At 54.6% G+C, this 16,367-nt stretch carries 13 protein-coding genes and 3 tRNA genes; 3 read left to right on the top strand and 13 right to left on the bottom strand.

What is annotated here, in order from left to right; translation table 11 throughout:
• Positions 1–24: 24 nt before the first annotated feature.
• Entirely contained in the window at positions 25–282 is a 258-nt protein-coding gene (locus ACT3RP_RS03105) for an OadG family protein (protein ID WP_096281981.1), read from the bottom strand.
• Positions 283–421: 139 nt separating this feature from the next.
• Between ACT3RP_RS03105 and ACT3RP_RS03110 the strand changes: the two genes are divergently transcribed.
• Positions 422–1,399, top strand: a complete 978-nt coding sequence (locus tag ACT3RP_RS03110; RefSeq protein WP_483393357.1) for a tRNA dihydrouridine synthase — start codon at positions 422–424, stop codon at positions 1,397–1,399.
• A gap of 149 nt (positions 1,400–1,548) precedes the next feature.
• Here ACT3RP_RS03110 and ACT3RP_RS03115 read toward each other — a convergent pair.
• From ACT3RP_RS03115 to ACT3RP_RS03155, 9 genes are all read right to left on the bottom strand, one after another.
• A tRNA-Arg gene (locus ACT3RP_RS03115) sits at positions 1,549–1,625 on the bottom strand.
• Positions 1,626–1,669: 44 nt separating this feature from the next.
• A tRNA-Arg gene (locus ACT3RP_RS03120) sits at positions 1,670–1,746 on the bottom strand.
• A gap of 15 nt (positions 1,747–1,761) precedes the next feature.
• Positions 1,762–1,854 (bottom strand) — tRNA-Ser (locus ACT3RP_RS03125).
• 122 nt (positions 1,855–1,976) lie between these two features.
• On the bottom strand, positions 1,977–2,165 hold the full coding sequence (csrA, locus tag ACT3RP_RS03130) for a carbon storage regulator CsrA (protein WP_096281982.1): 189 nt from the start codon (positions 2,163–2,165) through the stop codon (positions 1,977–1,979).
• A 188-nt stretch (positions 2,166–2,353) separates the two neighbouring features.
• Positions 2,354–3,604: an aspartate kinase gene (locus ACT3RP_RS03135; RefSeq protein WP_096281983.1), complete on the bottom strand. Its 1,251-nt coding sequence runs from the start codon at positions 3,602–3,604 to the stop codon at positions 2,354–2,356.
• A gap of 97 nt (positions 3,605–3,701) precedes the next feature.
• Positions 3,702–6,311 (bottom strand): alanine--tRNA ligase, encoded by a 2,610-nt coding sequence (gene alaS / locus ACT3RP_RS03140; protein WP_483393213.1) that lies wholly within the window; start codon positions 6,309–6,311, stop codon positions 3,702–3,704.
• A gap of 224 nt (positions 6,312–6,535) precedes the next feature.
• On the bottom strand, positions 6,536–7,000 hold the full coding sequence (locus tag ACT3RP_RS03145) for a regulatory protein RecX (RefSeq protein ID WP_193062764.1): 465 nt from the start codon (positions 6,998–7,000) through the stop codon (positions 6,536–6,538).
• A gap of 9 nt (positions 7,001–7,009) precedes the next feature.
• Positions 7,010–8,083, bottom strand: coding sequence for a recombinase RecA (recA, locus tag ACT3RP_RS03150; protein WP_193062766.1), 1,074 nt, complete (start codon positions 8,081–8,083; stop codon positions 7,010–7,012).
• Positions 8,084–8,173: 90 nt separating this feature from the next.
• On the bottom strand, positions 8,174–8,707 hold the full coding sequence (locus tag ACT3RP_RS03155) for a CinA family protein (RefSeq protein WP_096281987.1): 534 nt from the start codon (positions 8,705–8,707) through the stop codon (positions 8,174–8,176).
• Positions 8,708–8,843: 136 nt separating this feature from the next.
• Here ACT3RP_RS03155 and mutS point away from each other — a divergent pair, with 136 nt between their 5' ends.
• Together mutS and fdxA are read left to right on the top strand one after the other, a co-directional pair.
• Positions 8,844–11,405, top strand: a complete 2,562-nt coding sequence (mutS, locus tag ACT3RP_RS03160) for a DNA mismatch repair protein MutS (RefSeq protein ID WP_483393214.1) — start codon at positions 8,844–8,846, stop codon at positions 11,403–11,405.
• Positions 11,406–11,558: 153 nt separating this feature from the next.
• Positions 11,559–11,882, top strand: a complete 324-nt coding sequence (gene fdxA, locus ACT3RP_RS03165; protein ID WP_096281989.1) for a ferredoxin FdxA — start codon at positions 11,559–11,561, stop codon at positions 11,880–11,882.
• 523 nt (positions 11,883–12,405) lie between these two features.
• Here the strand turns inward: fdxA and eno are convergent.
• From eno to ACT3RP_RS03180, 3 genes are all read right to left on the bottom strand, one after another.
• Positions 12,406–13,695, bottom strand: a complete 1,290-nt coding sequence (gene eno, locus ACT3RP_RS03170; protein ID WP_096281990.1) for a phosphopyruvate hydratase — start codon at positions 13,693–13,695, stop codon at positions 12,406–12,408.
• Positions 13,696–13,761: 66 nt separating this feature from the next.
• Positions 13,762–14,637 carry a 3-deoxy-8-phosphooctulonate synthase gene (gene kdsA, locus ACT3RP_RS03175; RefSeq protein WP_483393215.1) on the bottom strand — a complete coding sequence of 292 codons (876 nt, stop codon included), beginning with the start codon at positions 14,635–14,637 and terminating at the stop codon, positions 13,762–13,764.
• Between the two features lie 11 nt (positions 14,638–14,648).
• Positions 14,649–16,304, bottom strand: a complete 1,656-nt coding sequence (locus ACT3RP_RS03180; protein ID WP_483393216.1) for a CTP synthase — start codon at positions 16,302–16,304, stop codon at positions 14,649–14,651.
• Positions 16,305–16,367: the final 63 nt, after the last annotated feature.

Raw genomic sequence — 16,367 nt, forward strand, 5'->3', positions numbered from 1 at the left:
GCTTTAATGAAAAAAACTAGAAAGTTAACTACGTCGTGTGGAGCGATAACGGTGCACTGCAGCACTGATGACGGCCATGACCTCGTCATCCGGCGAGGAAGATGCAGAAGAACTTAGTGACTTTCTACCCATATCCGCAGCGGCAGGCACCGGTTGAAAGCGGTCAATCAGCTTTGACATCAACGTGACGCTGACCACTAAAATAGCAAGAAAAACAAACACTACCCCCATTCCGAGCGCCATCAACGCTAGCCCGTCCTGCAATAGCTCTTGATCCTGCATAAGACGCTCTCCTTCGTTTATAAATGCTGCTCACAGACATATGATTACGCCACTGCAATGAAAGGCGCTTGGCGCAGTAAGGGGAATACACTAACCTGCCACACCCAGAATAGAATGCAATGGCGCGATAGTGGAAGTCATGGTTGTTAATTTACTACATAACGGAAGAATTGGCCTAGCCCCCATGGAGGGGGTAATCGATGCGCTCACCCGCGATCTCTTAACCCGTCAAGCAGGATTTGATTGGACCGTGACGGAGTTCGTGCGCGTGGTTGATGCATGCTTGCCGCCGCGGGTGTTTTATAAGCACTGCCCGGAGCTTGCTCAACCGCCAGTGGCAACCCCAAGCGGTATTCCGGTACATCTACAGCTGCTCGGCTCTGACCCTCGCGCTCTGGCAGCCAACGCGCGCCAAGCGCTCCATTTAGGCGCAGTGAGCGTTGATCTTAATTTCGGCTGCCCCGCCAAGCTGGTCAATCGACACGACGGTGGCGCTGCACTGTTACGCCAACCGGAACGTGTCTACCAAGCGGTTAAAGCCGTTGCTGACGCGCTGGACGGCGAGATCCCGGTGACTGCCAAAATTCGCCTAGGCTTCTCTAATCGGCGCTTAGCGGTGGCCTGCGCGCAAGCGACTGAAGCAGGCGGTGCGGCGCATTTGGTGGTGCATGCACGCACCCGTGACGAAGGCTACCGCCCACCGGCGCACTGGGAATGGATAGGCAAGATTCGTCGACATGTCAGCATCCCGGTGGTCGCCAACGGCGATATATGGACGCTTGAAGATTACTGGAAAGCGCGCACGCTCTCGGGATGTGATGACGTCATGCTTGGACGCAGCGCGCTGGCAGACCCCTGGCTTGCACCGCGCATTCGCCATTGGCAGACAACCGGTGAGCGGCTGCCTGAAAGCAGCTGGGCGATGCGCGCAAGCGTACTTCAAGAGTATGCCGCCCTACAGCGCCAGCACCTGCCGGACCGCGTCGTCGTCTCTTTAGTGAAGCAGTGGCTTGCCCAAATGCGTCAAGGCAGCAACGAAGCTAACCAGAACTTTCAACGCGTTAAACGTCTCACCGACTTAGACCATTTGCTCGACAGCCTTGTGATCGATGCTTAAACAAAACGAATGGCCAAAAAAAGCGCCCAGCCGCAAAAGCGGTGGGCGCTACACACGATCGCAAGACCGGGGCGCGAGCCATTTCCGGCCAGGCTACAAACAGGCTTGAAACAGAAAACCCGCCCTCAAGAGAGAGCGGGTTTAGAATCTGGTGCGCCCGGGAGGATTCGAACCTCCGACCCCCTGATTCGTAGTCAGGTACTCTATCCAGCTGAGCTACGGGCGCGTAATAACTGCACTTATCTTTACTGCATGTTGCTAACTAAAAAGTGGTGCGCCCGGGAGGATTCGAACCTCCGACCCCCTGATTCGTAGTCAGGTACTCTATCCAGCTGAGCTACGGGCGCATACTTAGTGTGCATTGGCGGAGAAGGAGGGATTCGAACCCTCGATAGGGCTATAAACCCTATACTCCCTTAGCAGGGGAGCGCCTTCAGCCACTCGGCCACCTCTCCTTAACGGCACGGCGCGAATATTACCGATTTAGGTTACTTCTGTCCAGCCCTTGGCCGATTTTTTTTCGCGCTGGCCTTACCTTACGCTCAAAACATCACATAATGATGTGCGGGCGTAAGCGTCACTCCACTTCGTTTTCGCTATTCTTTTCACGCTGAATGCGCTGATAAATCTCTTCACGGTGAACCGATACATCTTTCGGCGCATTAACGCCGATACGCACTTGATTACCTTTCACACCTAGCACCGTGACGGTCATTTCATCACCGATCATCAGGGTTTCGCCAACACGGCGAGTTAGGATGAGCATGGCTGATCTCCTTTTCAGACGTTTTACTGCGGGGCATATCAGCCGAAGGCAATACCACGATAGCTACACGGTATTGCCTACCACAAAAAGCATCGGCTCCTTGATACCTTAAATCTCCCGCTGAAAGAAAGCTCACCACCACACGGCAGTAAGTACTTCTTTAGCGTAGAAGAGTTAAGAGATTAGTGTTACTCAGACTCGACATCTGCTTTATCTAAGCCAAACGCTTTGTGTAGCGCATTGACGGCAAGTTCCATATGTTTCTCATCAATCACTACCGAAATTTTAATCTCGGAGGTTGAGACCATGCGAATATTGACGTTTTCATCGGCCAGAACGCGGAACATTTTCGATGCCACGCCCGCATGGGAGCGCATACCGACACCGACGAGCGATACTTTAGCGATATTATCATCGCCGCGCAGCTCACCGCCTCCCAAATCAGGAATCACCGTCTCTTCGAGCAGCTTTTTGGTAGCCTTGTAGTCACCTTTCGCGACCGTAAAGGTGAAATCGGTATAGTCACCGGCGGGGGCCACGTTCTGCACGATCATATCGACTTCGATATTGGCATCGGCAATAGGACCAAGAATACGCGATGCTACGCCGGGCACATCAGGCGTGTTCAGCAGGGTCAGTTTGGCTTCATTTTTGGTGAAGGCGATACCGGAGATTAGGGGTTCTTCCATTGCGTCCTCGTCTTTGTCTGCTTCTGCAACAATTAGGGTACCGGGGCCGTCTTCAAAGCTCGACAGCACCCGCAGGGGTACGTTGTACTTACCGGCAAACTCTACTGCGCGAATCTGCAGTATTTTTGAGCCCAGGCTGGCTAGCTCAAGCATTTCTTCAACGGTAATACGTTCTAAGCGCTGAGCCTTTGAGCATACGCGTGGGTCGGTGGTGTATACCCCATCGACATCGGTGTAAATTTGACACTCATCGGCACCTAGCGCTGCGGCTAATGCAACCCCAGTGGTATCGGAGCCACCACGCCCTAGAGTGGTAATATTGCCGTTTTCATCAACACCTTGAAAACCAGCAACCACAACGACCTGGCCGGCATCTAAGTCCGCTTTTAGGTCGTCGGTCTCAATGCGCTGAATACGGGCCTTGGTATAGGCGCTATCCGTATAAATACCCACTTGCGCGCCGGTATGCGACGTTGCTGGCACGCCAATCTGCTGAAGCGCCATCGCGAGTAGTGAAATCGTCACCTGCTCGCCGGTAGACAGCAGCATGTCCATCTCGCGCGGGGCGGGCTCTTCATTCAGTGCCTGGGCCATGTCCGTTAGTCGATTCGTTTCGCCACTCATGGCAGAAACCACGACCACCACCTGGTGGCCTTGATCACGGAAACCTTTGACCTTTTCAGCCACGGCCTTGATGCGCTCGACAGAGCCCACCGAGGTGCCGCCGAACTTCTGTACGTATAGTGCCATATGCCGTTTTTCCTATGCGTTCGGAAATGGAGGATGAAATTTGTCGTACATATCTAACGACAAGGCCGGTAGCAATTCATGCTACCGGCCCTGGTGTTTAGTTAAGCGTGTTTTCTAGCCATAGAGGTACGCTCTTCAGCGCATCCGGCAGCGCGTCGGGCTGGCTACCTCCAGCCTGAGCCATATCGGGGCGACCACCGCCCTTTCCACCCACAAGCGAGGCAACATGATTGACCAGCTCACCGGCTTTCACGCGACCAGTCAGGTCTTGGGTCACGCCGGCAATGAGACTTACTTTGCCGGCTGCCTGATCGGCAACGCCAAGAATAACCACGCCGGAACCTAGCTTGTTCTTAATCTGATCAAGCATGCCACGCAGATCTTTTCCGGACACACCGTCTAGCTGGGTCGCCAACAGCTTAACCCCTTTGATCTCTTGGACCTGGCTAAGCATATCGCTGCCCGCGGCGCTGGCAAGCTTAGCTTTGAGCTGCTCAAGCTCTTTCTCAAGGCTGCGGTTACGCTCAACCAGCGACTCTACCCGCGCTTCGACCTGCTCTGGCTTGGTTTTTAAGCGATCACCCAAGCGCCCCAGGCAGGCTTCCTGCTCACGGAAGTAGGCCAGCGCGTTTTCGCCGGTAATCGCTTCAATACGGCGTACGCCCGAAGCAATGCCCACTTCGCTCATCACGTGACAGCAGCCTATATCGCCACTGCGCGCCACGTGGGTACCGCCACAAAGCTCAATAGAAAAGTCGTCAGAACCGATAGTCAGTACGCGCACGTTCTCTGCATACTTGGCTTCAAACAGTGCCGCTGCGCCTTTGGCTTTGGCCTGATCCAAGCTCATCTGCTCGGTTTTGGTCGCAGCGTTAGCCAGAATCTGCTCGTTGACCAGCCGCTCTACTTCCGCCAACTGTTCAGCCGTCATCGGTTCAAAGTGGCTAAAGTCAAAGCGCAGGCGTTCAGCGTTAACCAGTGACCCTTTCTGCTGCACGTGATCACCAAGCACCATGCGCAGCGCTTTATGCAGCAGGTGAGTGGCCGAATGGTTGCGAATAGTTGCAACGCGTAGGCTGGCGTCTACTTCGCCACGCACGCTGGCACCGACGCTCAACGCGCCTTCCACCATCACACCTTGATGCAGATGATGGCCGCTCTGCTTTTGGGTATCCATTACCTGGAAGCGCCCGCCGTCTACGTACAGATAGCCAGTGTCGCCTACCTGGCCGCCCGACTCGCCGTAAAATGGCGTACGATCCAACACTATCGTGCCTTTCTGACCGGCCTCAAGTACAGACAGTGCATTGCCTTCACTGTCGACCAGCGCCGTCACTTTGGCCTGATCTTCTAAGCGGTCGTACCCGGTAAAGGCTGTCTCGCCATCCAATTCAATGGATGCACTGTAGTCGGCACCAAACTGACTGGCCGCTCGGGCGCGTTCGCGCTGCGCTTCCAGCTCACGCTGAAAACCGTCTTCATCGAGGGTGACACCACGCTCCCGGCAAACATCCGCCGTCAGGTCAAAGGGGAAACCATAAGTGTCATAAAGCTTAAACACAGTTTCACCCGACAGCACGTTACCATTCAGCTCAGCCAGCGCTGCATTCAATAGCCCCATACCGTGATCCAGCGTACGGGCAAACTGCTCTTCTTCTTTCAGTAGCACGCGCTCGATTTGACCACAGGCTTCGCGCAACTCTGGATAGGCATCGCCCATTTCAGCGTCAAGCGCACCGACCAGCTTGTGGAAGAACGGGTCGACCGCACCTAGCTTATGGCCGTGGCGAATCGCGCGGCGAATAATACGCCGCAGCACGTAGCCGCGCCCTTCGTTGGAAGGCAGCACCCCATCGGCAATTAAAAAGGCGCAGGAGCGAATGTGATCGGCAATCACGCGCAATGAAGGCGTCGCCGTGTCCACATGGCCGGTTGCCTGTGAAGCTGCTTGCAGCAGGCGCTGAAACAGGTCGATCTCATAGTTGGAGTGAACGCCCTGCATGACAGCAGCCACTCGCTCCAGGCCCATGCCGGTATCAATAGAAGGTTTAGGCAGCGGATTGAGCGTTCCCTGAGCATCGCGATCAAACTGCATGAACACTAAATTCCAGATTTCAATATAGCGGTCACCATCTTCTTCCGGACTACCGGGAGGGCCGCCCCAGACCTCTGGGCCGTGATCATAGAAGATTTCTGAGCTGGGCCCGCAGGGGCCGGTATCACCCATCTGCCAGAAATTGTCCTCATCCAGCTTGGAAAAGCGTTCAGGGTCAATGCCCACTTCATCCTTCCAGATGCGCTCAGCTTCGTCGTCACTGATGTGCACCGTTACCCACAGTTTTTCTTTAGGCAGCCCCAGCGTTTCGGTTAGAAACACCCAGGCAAAGCGAATAGCATCACGCTTGAAGTAGTCACCGAAACTGAAGTTACCCATCATTTCAAAGAAAGTATGATGACGGGCGGTATAACCGACGTTATCTAAATCATTATGCTTGCCGCCCGCGCGCACGCAGCGTTGCGCAGAAGTGGCGCGTACATACGGGCGCGGGTCGCGACCCAGAAGCACATCTTTAAACGGCACCATACCGGCATTGGTAAACAGCAGCGTAGGGTCATTACCCGGCACTAGCGAGCTGGTTGGCACAATGGTGTGCCCCTGCTCTGCAAAGAAGGAAAGAAAGGCCTGTCTTATCTCTGCGCTTTTCATAGGGTATCCGTAACAAGAAAGCGTGGTGTCCCAGGGCGCTGTCACCGCTACCCTCAGGGGTCGCAAAGCAGCCATTATAGCGCAGTTGTCAAACGACTAAAGCCGCACTTAGTGGCAGAAATGCAATCAAAAAGATGCACAAGCCTATTAGAGCGCCATTAGAAATGTAAGAGACGATGTGGTTATACGCAGAAACGAAGATATTTCAGGCGCCTAAGAAGGCGTTAAAGGCAGGAAAGTGCGTAACGTATTTGTTCAAAATCGAAGCCACGGCTGGCTAAAAAGCGCTCTCGCCTGGCGCGCTCTTTGGGTGTTTCGCCAGCAGACGTAAAGCGCCGAGCCAAGGTTTCGCGCGCCAACTCAAACCAGTCAACCTGCTCGTTCGCCACCACCGACTCAAACGCAGCGCTAAGCGTTTCTTGGTCGACACCGCGCTGGCGTAGCTCACCCTTAATACGGATAACGCCCTGACCACGCAAAATACGTGAGCGCACAAAGCTTGCAGCAAAGCGTTCGTCCGACTGAAACCCTTGCTCGATCAGCGTATCCAGACACTCATCAATGGCAGCGGGCTCAAAGGATTTTTTCGCCAATCGCTGTGCCAGCTCAGCGCGCGAATATTCGCGCCGAGCCAGCAAGCCGATGGCGATCACTCGTGGCGTAGCATCACGCTGCGAGGCAAACGCCATTAGGGTGCCTTATAGCAGATCGTCATCACCCGCATCTGCGTCAACCGCTGCCTCTACAGACGCCTCTTCCTTTTCCTTCTTGGGGTCCGGCTTGGCCAGTAACTGCTCGCGGATTTGCGTTTCGATTTCAATCATAATCTCAGGATGCTCTTCCAGATACAGCGCTGAATTAGCTTTACCCTGGCCTATTTTCTTACCCTTGTAGCTGTACCAAGCACCGGCTTTATCGACGAGGTTACACTGCACGCCCAGATCAATAACTTCGCCCGCGTGATAGATACCCTTGCCGTAAAGAATCTGGAATTCAGCCTGGCGGAACGGCGGCGCCACTTTGTTCTTGACCACTTTGACGCGGGTTTCGTTACCGGTGACTTCATCACCGACCTTAACCGAGCCCGTACGGCGAATGTCGAGGCGCACACTAGCGTAAAACTTGAGCGCATTACCGCCGGTCGTCGTTTCAGGGCTACCAAACATAACGCCGATCTTCATACGAATCTGGTTAATGAAGATAACTAAGCAGTTGGCATTTTTGATATTACCGGTGATTTTACGCAGCGCCTGTGACATCAACCGCGCCTGTAGGCCAACGTGCGTATCGCCCATCTCGCCTTCGATTTCCGCACGCGGCGTCAGCGCTGCGACCGAGTCGATAACAATCACGTCAACACCGCCAGAACGCACCAGCATGTCGGTAATTTCTAGCGCTTGCTCGCCGGTGTCCGGCTGGGAAACCAGCAGGTCATCCAGATTAACGCCCAGTTTTTCAGCGTAGCTTGGATCAAGCGCGTGCTCGGCATCTACAAAGGCACACACTTTGCCCTGCTTTTGCGCCTGAGCAATCACTGAAAGGGTCAGCGTGGTTTTACCCGACGATTCTGGACCAAAGATTTCGCATACTCGTCCGTACGGCAGACCACCGATGCCGAGCGCGATATCCAGCCCCAATGAACCGGTGGAAACCGACGGCATGACTACACGCGGAGCGTCGCCTAGACGCATGACGGTGCCTTTGCCGAACTGACGGTCGATTTGGCTGAGTGCAGCGTTTAGCGCTTTAGTGCGGTTGTCATCCTGAGCCATTCAGTGATTCCTCATAACAAGCTGTATAATTAGCCAGTAGTATGCCAAAGATTCCGTCGTAAACAAATCCTCGACGACACTTTCTCACAATTATTTCGTATCGCCCGCATTTACCTGAGCATCCAAGCGCGCCACTAGCCCGGCTAGCGCCTGACGCACGGCCTGTTCACGCACTGCTGAGCGGTCGCCTGGAAAATGAAAACATTCCGCCTGCTGGGCATTGGCATCGCCCCACGCCAGCCATACTGTACCTACTGGCTTGTCCTCACTGCCACCGTCTGGCCCGGCGATACCGCTGACCGCAACGCCCAAGCCTGCACCACTTTCCCGGCAGGCACCAAGCACCATGGCGTTCACCACTTCTTCACTCACCGCACCATGCGCTGCCAGCATAGCGTCGGGCACGCCCAATAATCGGCTCTTCACCGGATTCGCATACGCTACATAGCCGGTCGTAAAATAGGCCGAGCTACCCGCAACCGCGGTAATCGCGCTGGCAACGCCGCCGCCCGTGCACGACTCAGCGGCGGTGACTTCTACCTTTAACTGCTGGCAAAGCCGCCCCAGCCGCTGAGCAAGCAGTGTTAAATCAAGATTTTTTAGGCTAGATACGCTGGTCACTATCGTCGCTCCTTCAAGTGAGTCGTCAGTTCAGCGTAGAATACTGCGTTTAGCTTTCTTAAAGAACTGACGCAAAGAAACCGCTCAAAGAACATGCCGTCGGTCGAGACGGCTTACGCTACGCTTAACCAGGACGCCCATGTCACAGGCCATCCCCGCTAATACGCCAATGATCACGCAATACTTAAAGATCAAACGTGAACATCCCGAGGTACTGCTGTTCTACCGAATGGGGGATTTTTACGAGCTATTTTTCGACGATGCTAAACGCGCCTCCGCGTTACTGGATATCACGCTTACCCAGCGCGGGCAGTCAGGCGGCAAACCTATTCCGATGGCTGGCGTACCCTACCACAGCGCTGAAGGCTACCTGGCACGCTTAGTTGCTGGCGGCGAGTCGGTGGCTATCTGCGAGCAAATTGGCGACCCAGCGACCAGCAAAGGCCCCGTTGATCGCCAGGTGGTTCGCATCGTCACCCCCGGCACGCTCCACGACGAAGCGCTGCTCGATGCGCGCCGCGACAACGTACTGGTATCCGTCTCCCCCGGCAAAGATAGCTGGGGCCTGGCATGGCTTGAGCTTTCCAGCGGCCGCTTCAACGTACTGGAAGTAGAGAGCGAAGCCGAAATGCTCGCCGAGCTTACGCGCCTATCGCCCGCTGAGCTGCTCGTACCGGAAAGCTTAACGCTGCCGGCTGCCTGGTCACAAAAACGCAGCCTGCGTCGTCAGGGTGAATGGCTATTTGATATAGACAGCGCTACCCGCAGCCTGTGTGATCAGTTTGAAGTCCAGGATTTGCGCGGCTTTGGCTGCGCGCATTTGACTACCGCACTGATTGCCGCAGGCGTATTGATCGATTACGCCCGCGACACCCAGCGCTCGCGACTGCCTCATGTCACTGCGATCAGCGTCGAAAATCGTGATGATGCGGTGGTCATTGACGCGGCCAGCCGGCGCAATTTAGAAATTGACATCAACCTCGGCGGCAATAGCGACAACACCCTGGCCAGCGTGCTGGATACCTGCACCACTGCCATGGGCTCGCGACTGCTCAAGCGCTGGCTCAACCGTCCCCTGCGCCAGCGCGAGATTGTCCAGGCTCGTCATGCAGGCGTGGCACTGCTCAGCTTAGATGCCGCCTACATGCCGCTTCGCGATACCTTGAGCGCCGTCGGCGACGTCGAGCGTATTCTGGCTCGCGTGGCACTGTATAGCGCCCGCCCACGAGATTTAGCACGCCTTAGAGACGCACTAGTAACGCTGCCCACGCTTGAACAGCAATTGAGTGAGGTAGAGAGCGGCAGTGCGTTGGACACCCTGCGCCCGCATATTCGCCCCTACCCAGAAATGGCCGATATGCTGAGCCGTGCGCTGGTCGAGAACCCGCCCGTGGTCATCCGCGATGGCGGCGTGATTGCTGACGGCTTTGACGCTGAGCTCGACGAGCATCGCGGTATGGCCGAAAACGCTGGCGACTATCTGGTCCAGCTCGAACTTCGCGAGCGCGAACGCACTGGCTTGGCGCACCTGAAAGTCGGTTATAACCGAGTGCATGGCTACTTTATTGAGTTACCTCGCTCCCAGGCACAGCAGGCGCCAGCCGACTATATCCGTCGCCAAACGCTGAAAAATGCCGAGCGGTTTATCATTCCTGAACTCAAAGAGTTTGAAGATAAAGCGCTGTCAGCCAAATCGCGCGCGCTGACGCGTGAAAAATGGCTTTATGATCGCCTGCTGGGTGATCTCAATGCCAGCCTGCATGCGCTGCAAAGCACCTCTCAAGCCGTCGCTGAGCTGGATGTACTGTGCGCCTTTGCTGAGCGCGCAGAAGCACTTGGCTGGGTTCGCCCAATGCTCAGCGAGGCCACCGGCATACGAATTGAAGCCGGGCGCCACCCTGTCGTTGAGCACGTCAGTGAAACGCCTTTTGTACCTAACGACGTTACGCTCACGCCTGATCAGCACATGCTGATCATTACCGGCCCCAACATGGGCGGTAAATCGACCTATATGCGCCAGACCGCGCTAATTGCGCTGCTGGCTCACTGCGGCAGCTTCGTGCCCGCCGATGCCGCTGAAATAGGCCCACTGGACCGCATTTTCACCCGCATTGGCTCGTCGGATGATCTTGCGGGCGGGCGCTCTACCTTTATGGTCGAAATGACCGAAACTGCCAATATTCTGCATAATGCTACCAAGCAAAGCCTGATTTTGATGGATGAAATTGGCCGTGGCACCAGCACTTTTGATGGCCTATCACTTGCCTGGGCCAGCGCCGAACATTTGGCTAAAGGGCGTGCGCTAACGCTCTTTGCCACCCATTACTTTGAGATGACCGCCCTTCCGGAGCACATGGACGGCGTGGCCAACATCCATTTAACGGCCACCGAGCATGGCGACAGCATTGTGTTTATGCATCGCATAGAGGCAGGCCCTGCAAGCCAGAGCTATGGTTTGCAGGTGGCTCAGTTAGCCGGCGTTCCTAATCATGTGATTAAACGCGCCCGTGAAAAGCTGGTCAGCTTAGAGCATCGTGATGTGGGCAACAGTACACAGGCGCCGAGCACTGCGCCGCAGCAAAACGACTTATTTGCCGCAACACCTCACCCGGTGATCGAGGCACTTGAAAAGACGGATATGGATGATTTATCGCCGCGAGAAGCCCTCGCGCTGCTTTATCAATGGCGGGACTTGCTCTAATAGCTGCAATAGAAGACCATGCGGCGCTTGCCGCATGGTATGCGCACCTCTAGAATGTCATCAAACTTTTAGCTTATAAAAAACGGCTGATTTATAACCATTCACGATTAATCATGACCGGGACATATCCGGTCCCGCGAGAGGGATAGCAAGATGACGTTTGTCGTTACCGAGAACTGCATCCAGTGCAAATACACCGACTGTGTGGAAGTCTGCCCGGTCGACTGCTTCTATGAAGGCCCGAACTTTCTGGTTATTCATCCGGATGAGTGTATTGATTGCGCACTGTGTGAGCCCGAGTGCCCCGCCGAAGCGATATTCTCAGAAGATGAGTTGCCTGAAGGGCAAGAGGCCTTTATTGAGATTAACGCTGAGCTAGCAGATGTATGGCCGAACATAGCCGAAAGAAAAGATGCGCTACCCGATGCTGAAGAATGGGACGGCAAGCCAGGCAAGATGGAAAAACTAGAGCGCTGAGCGCAGCATTTTTCTTAACCTAGCATTTGTTAAACCAGCGGCTACGCTGGTTTTTTTATTCTGAGCTGGGGCCCATATAGGCAGTGCAATATAGGCAGGGTCAGGCATAAAAAAAGGCGACCCTTAGGCCGCCCACTCCAAGCACTTCCTCTGACCACTCCCTAGGTCACACCCCTCTCGGAAAACGTCCTTGCCAGTAATCACTCCACTAATTACCAGGCGCCTCCGATCTTTCATCCTATTGCATCCTGCCTAAAGCATCCCTGCCTCCCCTTGTCCTGATCGCATTGTGGCAGATCTCGGCGGCTTCTCAACATGACCATAACGCAAAAAGGCGAGTCATATCGACTCGCCTTTCAACGATTATAATTTAAAAAACAATAGCTTAAGTTTTAGCTAGCGGCAAATGTAGTATTTTCTTACCCTAACCAGAGCGATTTTCGTCGGAATTTGTACGACATCTCTTACAAAATTTTGAGACATCTCTTACAAACACCCTAATATTTCGCTCAATTTCAGCGATTTATTGGCCTTTAATCGCTTTTAGGCCAGGGTAGCTAACCTCGCCAAGCTCAGCCTCGATGACCAGCAAGCGATTATATTTAGCCACCCGGTCAGAACGGCATAGCGAACCCGTTTTAATCTGGCCTGCGCAGGTTCCCACCGCCAAATCAGCAATAGTGGTATCTTCCGTTTCACCTGAACGGTGAGAAATGACCGCAGTGAAACCCGCATCCTGCGCCATTTTAATGGCATCCAATGTCTCGGAAAGCGAGCCAATCTGATTAAACTTGATCAGAATCGAGTTGCCAATCTTTTCATCAATACCGCGTTTGAGAATTTTGGTATTGGTCACAAACAGATCATCGCCCACCAGCTGCACTTTATCGCCCAGCTTATCGGTCAGCGCTTTCCAACCAGCCCAGTCTGATTCATCCATACCGTCTTCAATAGAAACGATCGGATAATCGGCGCACAGGCCGGCCAAATAGTTAGTAAAACCTTCGGCGTCGTAGCTCTTACCTTCACCAGAAAGGTTGTACTGGCCGTCTTTATAGAACTCAGACGACGCACAGTCCAGCGCCAGCGTAACGTCAGTACCCAAAGAGTAGCCAGCATCCGCCACTGCCTGCTTAATGATAGCCAGCGCATCGGCGTTAGACGCAAGATTAGGCGCAAAGCCACCCTCATCGCCAACGGCTGTGGAAAGCCCTTTCGCCGAGAGCACTTTTTTCAGCGCGTGGAAAATTTCCGCGCCCATGCGCAGCCCTTCACGAAAGTTAGGCGCGCCTACGGGCTGCACCATAAACTCTTGAATATCGACATTATTATCGGCGTGCTCGCCGCCGTTGATAATATTCATCATCGGCACCGGCATGCTGTACTGGCCCGGCTGACCGTAAAGCTCGGCAATGTGGGCATACAGCGGTACGCCCTTGGCGTTAGCTGCCGCTTTAGCGGCTGCCAGCGACACAGCAAGAATCGCGTTAGCACCAAGGTTGGCCTTATTTTCAGTGCCGTCTAAGGCCAGCATGGCGTCATCTAGACCGCGCTGATCGCGTGCGTCCATACCCAGCAACGCATCACCAATTTTGCTATTGACCGCGTCAACTGCTTTCAGCACGCCTTTTCCCAAATAGCGGGATTTATCGCCGTCGCGAAGCTCTAGCGCTTCACGTGATCCGGTGGAGGCACCGCTAGGAGCACAGGCTTCACCGACCGCGCCGCTGGCAAGGCGCACCTGCGCCTGTACGGTCGGATTACCACGCGAATCAAGCACTTCCAACGCACTGATAGCAACAATCTTGGTCATAGCAGTGTCCTTTACTGTAAGTCAGATAAAATGATTAAAACGACGTTCTACCTAGCATAGCGATTGCTAGCGAATCGTTAGCGGCTCAAACCCCTTGACTAGCGCATCTAACTGCGCAAGCTGAGTTAAAAACGGCTCTAGCTGATCCAACGGTAGCGCACAGGGGCCATCGCATTTAGCGTTATCAGGATCAGGGTGTGCTTCCAAAAACAGCCCAGCAAGGCCGACAGCCACGCCTGCCCGAGCTAATTCGGCTACCTGAGCGCGACGACCATCCGCGCTATCGGCACGGCCACCGGGGCGCTGCAACGCGTGAGTCACATCAAAAAACACCGGGTACCCGGTTTGCTTCATATCGCCAAAGCCCAGCATATCAACAACCAGGTTGTTGTAACCAAAGCTTGAGCCACGCTCGCAGAGCATCAGTTGGTCGTTGCCTGCTTCCTGAAATTTACTCAGGATATGGCGCATTTCATGGGGCGCCAGAAACTGCGGCTTTTTAATATTAATCACCGCGCCGGTTTTGGCCATGGCAACCACCAAATCGGTTTGGCGCGCCAAAAATGCGGGAAGCTGGATAATATCGGCCACTTCCGCCGCCGCCTCGGCCTGCCAGGCTTCGTGCACATCGGTGATAATGGGCACGTTATAACGTGCTTTGATATCGGCCAGAATCTGCAGCCCTTTCTCAAGCCCCGGGCCGCGATAAGAGTGAATCGAGCTGCGGTTGGCTTTATCAAAGCTGGCCTTAAAAACGTAGGGCATGCCCAGTTTCCGGGTGACCGTTATGTAGGCTTGGGCCACCTCGTCGGCAAGCTCAGCGGACTCCAGCACGTTCATGCCGCCCAGCAGCATCAGCGGCAATGAATTGCCGGCGGTTAGGCCGGCAACGTTAATATGGCGCTCTTGCAACCCATCGCTAGACAGATTCTGAGAAGACATGCTGCTCTCCCTTATTCCTGAGAATGGGCATGGGCGCGGCTACGCGCTGTTTTATGCTCTAACGCCGCGTTCACAAAACCCGAGAATAACGGGTGGCCATCGCGCGGGGTAGATGTGAACTCCGGATGGAACTGACAGGCAACGTACCAAGGATGATCCGCCAGCTCAATCACTTCAACCAGCGACTGATCCACGCTTCTACCTGAGATCACTAAGCCTATTTTTTCAAGCTCATCAATAAACTGATTATTCACTTCGAAACGATGGCGGTGGCGTTCAACAATTTCGTCTGAACCGTAGGCTTCGCGTGCTTTCGTGCCAGAAGCCAAGTGGCATATCTGGCCACCCAAACGCATGGTGCCGCCTAAATCAGACGCCGCATCACGCAGCTCGATTTTTCCTTCCGGGGTTAGCCACTCCGTAATCAGCCCCACCACAGGGTGCTGAGTGTCGTGGGTAAACTCGGTGGAGTTAGCGTCTTTCCAGCCGGCCACATTACGCGCGAATTCAATCACGGCCACCTGCATACCCAAACAGATACCCAGGTAAGGAACGTTATTTTCACGCGCAAACTGGGCGGCCAGTATTTTGCCTTCAACGCCGCGCTCGCCAAAGCCACCCGGCACGAGAATGGCATCTTTGCCCGCTAACCGCTCAGTGCCGTGACGCTCGATATCTTCAGAATCTATATAATCGACGTTGACCTTAATGCGCCCCTGGATACCGGCGTGAATCAGCGCTTCGTTGAGCGACTTGTAGGCATCCAGCAACTCCATGTACTTACCTACCATGGCGATGCTGACCGACTTGAGCGGGTTGAGCTTAGCGTCCAGCACCTTCACCCATTCAGACAAATCGGCTTCGGGCGCTTCCAGGCGTAGCTTGTCGCAGACAATCTCATCCAAACCGTGCTCGTGGAGCATCAGCGGAATGCGATAGATCGTATCGGCATCCTGCAGCGGCACTACCGCACGCTCTTCGACGTTGGTGAACAGCGCAATCTTGCGGCGCTCGGTTTCTTCCAACTCGACTTCACTGCGGCAAATCAGGATATCCGGCTGGATACCGATAGAACGCAGCTCTTTAACGCTGTGCTGGGTCGGCTTGGTTTTAGTCTCGCCCGCCGTTTTGATGTAGGGCACCAGCGTTAGGTGCATAAACAGCGCGCGGTTGGCGCCCTGTTCACTACGAATTTGGCGAATCGATTCAAGGAAAGGCAGCGATTCGATATCGCCTACCGTGCCACCGATTTCTACCAGCGCCACATCAAAGCCTTCACCGCCGGCATAAACGCGCGCTTTAATCTCATCGGTAATATGCGGAATCACCTGAACGGTGCCGCCTAAATAATCGCCACGGCGCTCTTTACGCAGCACGTGCTCGTAAACACGCCCCGTGGTGAAGTTGTTGCGCTGGGTCATCTTGGTGCGAATAAAACGCTCATAATGGCCAAGATCAAGGTCGGTTTCGGCGCCATCTTCTGTGACGAACACCTCACCGTGCTGGAACGGGCTCATCGTGCCCGGGTCCACGTTGATGTACGGGTCGAGCTTGAGCATGGTGACCTTAAGGCCGCGGGCCTCTAAAATCGCCGCTAGCGAGGCGGAGGCGATGCCCTTGCCAAGAGAGGACACAACGCCGCCGGTCACGAAGATATATCGTGTCATGGATAACCTGTCGAAACGTGATCAGAAGGCACGGCAGAAAGCCACGCCAGGATGGGTCGACAG

The sequence above is a fragment of the Halomonas sp. AOP5-B2-8 genome, from assembly GCF_052376475.1.
Classification (GTDB): Bacteria; Pseudomonadota; Gammaproteobacteria; order Pseudomonadales; family Halomonadaceae; genus Vreelandella; species Vreelandella casei.

What these genes read in the sequence shown, in the direction of transcription:
- ACT3RP_RS03105 (WP_096281981.1), bottom strand. Translation starts at nt 282, where the DNA reads ATGCAGGATCAAGAGCTATTGCAGGACGGGCTAGCGTTGATGGCGCTC.
- csrA (WP_096281982.1), bottom strand. Translation starts at nt 2,165, where the DNA reads ATGCTCATCCTAACTCGCCGTGTTGGCGAAACCCTGATGATCGGTGAT.
- alaS (WP_483393213.1), bottom strand. Translation starts at nt 6,311, where the DNA reads ATGAAAAGCGCAGAGATAAGACAGGCCTTTCTTTCCTTCTTTGCAGAG.
- eno (WP_096281990.1), bottom strand. Translation starts at nt 13,695, where the DNA reads ATGACCAAGATTGTTGCTATCAGTGCGTTGGAAGTGCTTGATTCGCGT.
- mutS (WP_483393214.1), top strand. Translation starts at nt 8,844, where the DNA reads ATGTCACAGGCCATCCCCGCTAATACGCCAATGATCACGCAATACTTA.
- kdsA (WP_483393215.1), bottom strand. Translation starts at nt 14,637, where the DNA reads ATGTCTTCTCAGAATCTGTCTAGCGATGGGTTGCAAGAGCGCCATATT.
- ACT3RP_RS03145 (WP_193062764.1), bottom strand. Translation starts at nt 7,000, where the DNA reads ATGGCGTTTGCCTCGCAGCGTGATGCTACGCCACGAGTGATCGCCATC.
- ACT3RP_RS03110 (WP_483393357.1), top strand. Translation starts at nt 422, where the DNA reads ATGGTTGTTAATTTACTACATAACGGAAGAATTGGCCTAGCCCCCATG.
- fdxA (WP_096281989.1), top strand. Translation starts at nt 11,559, where the DNA reads ATGACGTTTGTCGTTACCGAGAACTGCATCCAGTGCAAATACACCGAC.
- recA (WP_193062766.1), bottom strand. Translation starts at nt 8,083, where the DNA reads ATGGCTCAGGATGACAACCGCACTAAAGCGCTAAACGCTGCACTCAGC.
- ACT3RP_RS03180 (WP_483393216.1), bottom strand. Translation starts at nt 16,304, where the DNA reads ATGACACGATATATCTTCGTGACCGGCGGCGTTGTGTCCTCTCTTGGC.
- ACT3RP_RS03135 (WP_096281983.1), bottom strand. Translation starts at nt 3,604, where the DNA reads ATGGCACTATACGTACAGAAGTTCGGCGGCACCTCGGTGGGCTCTGTC.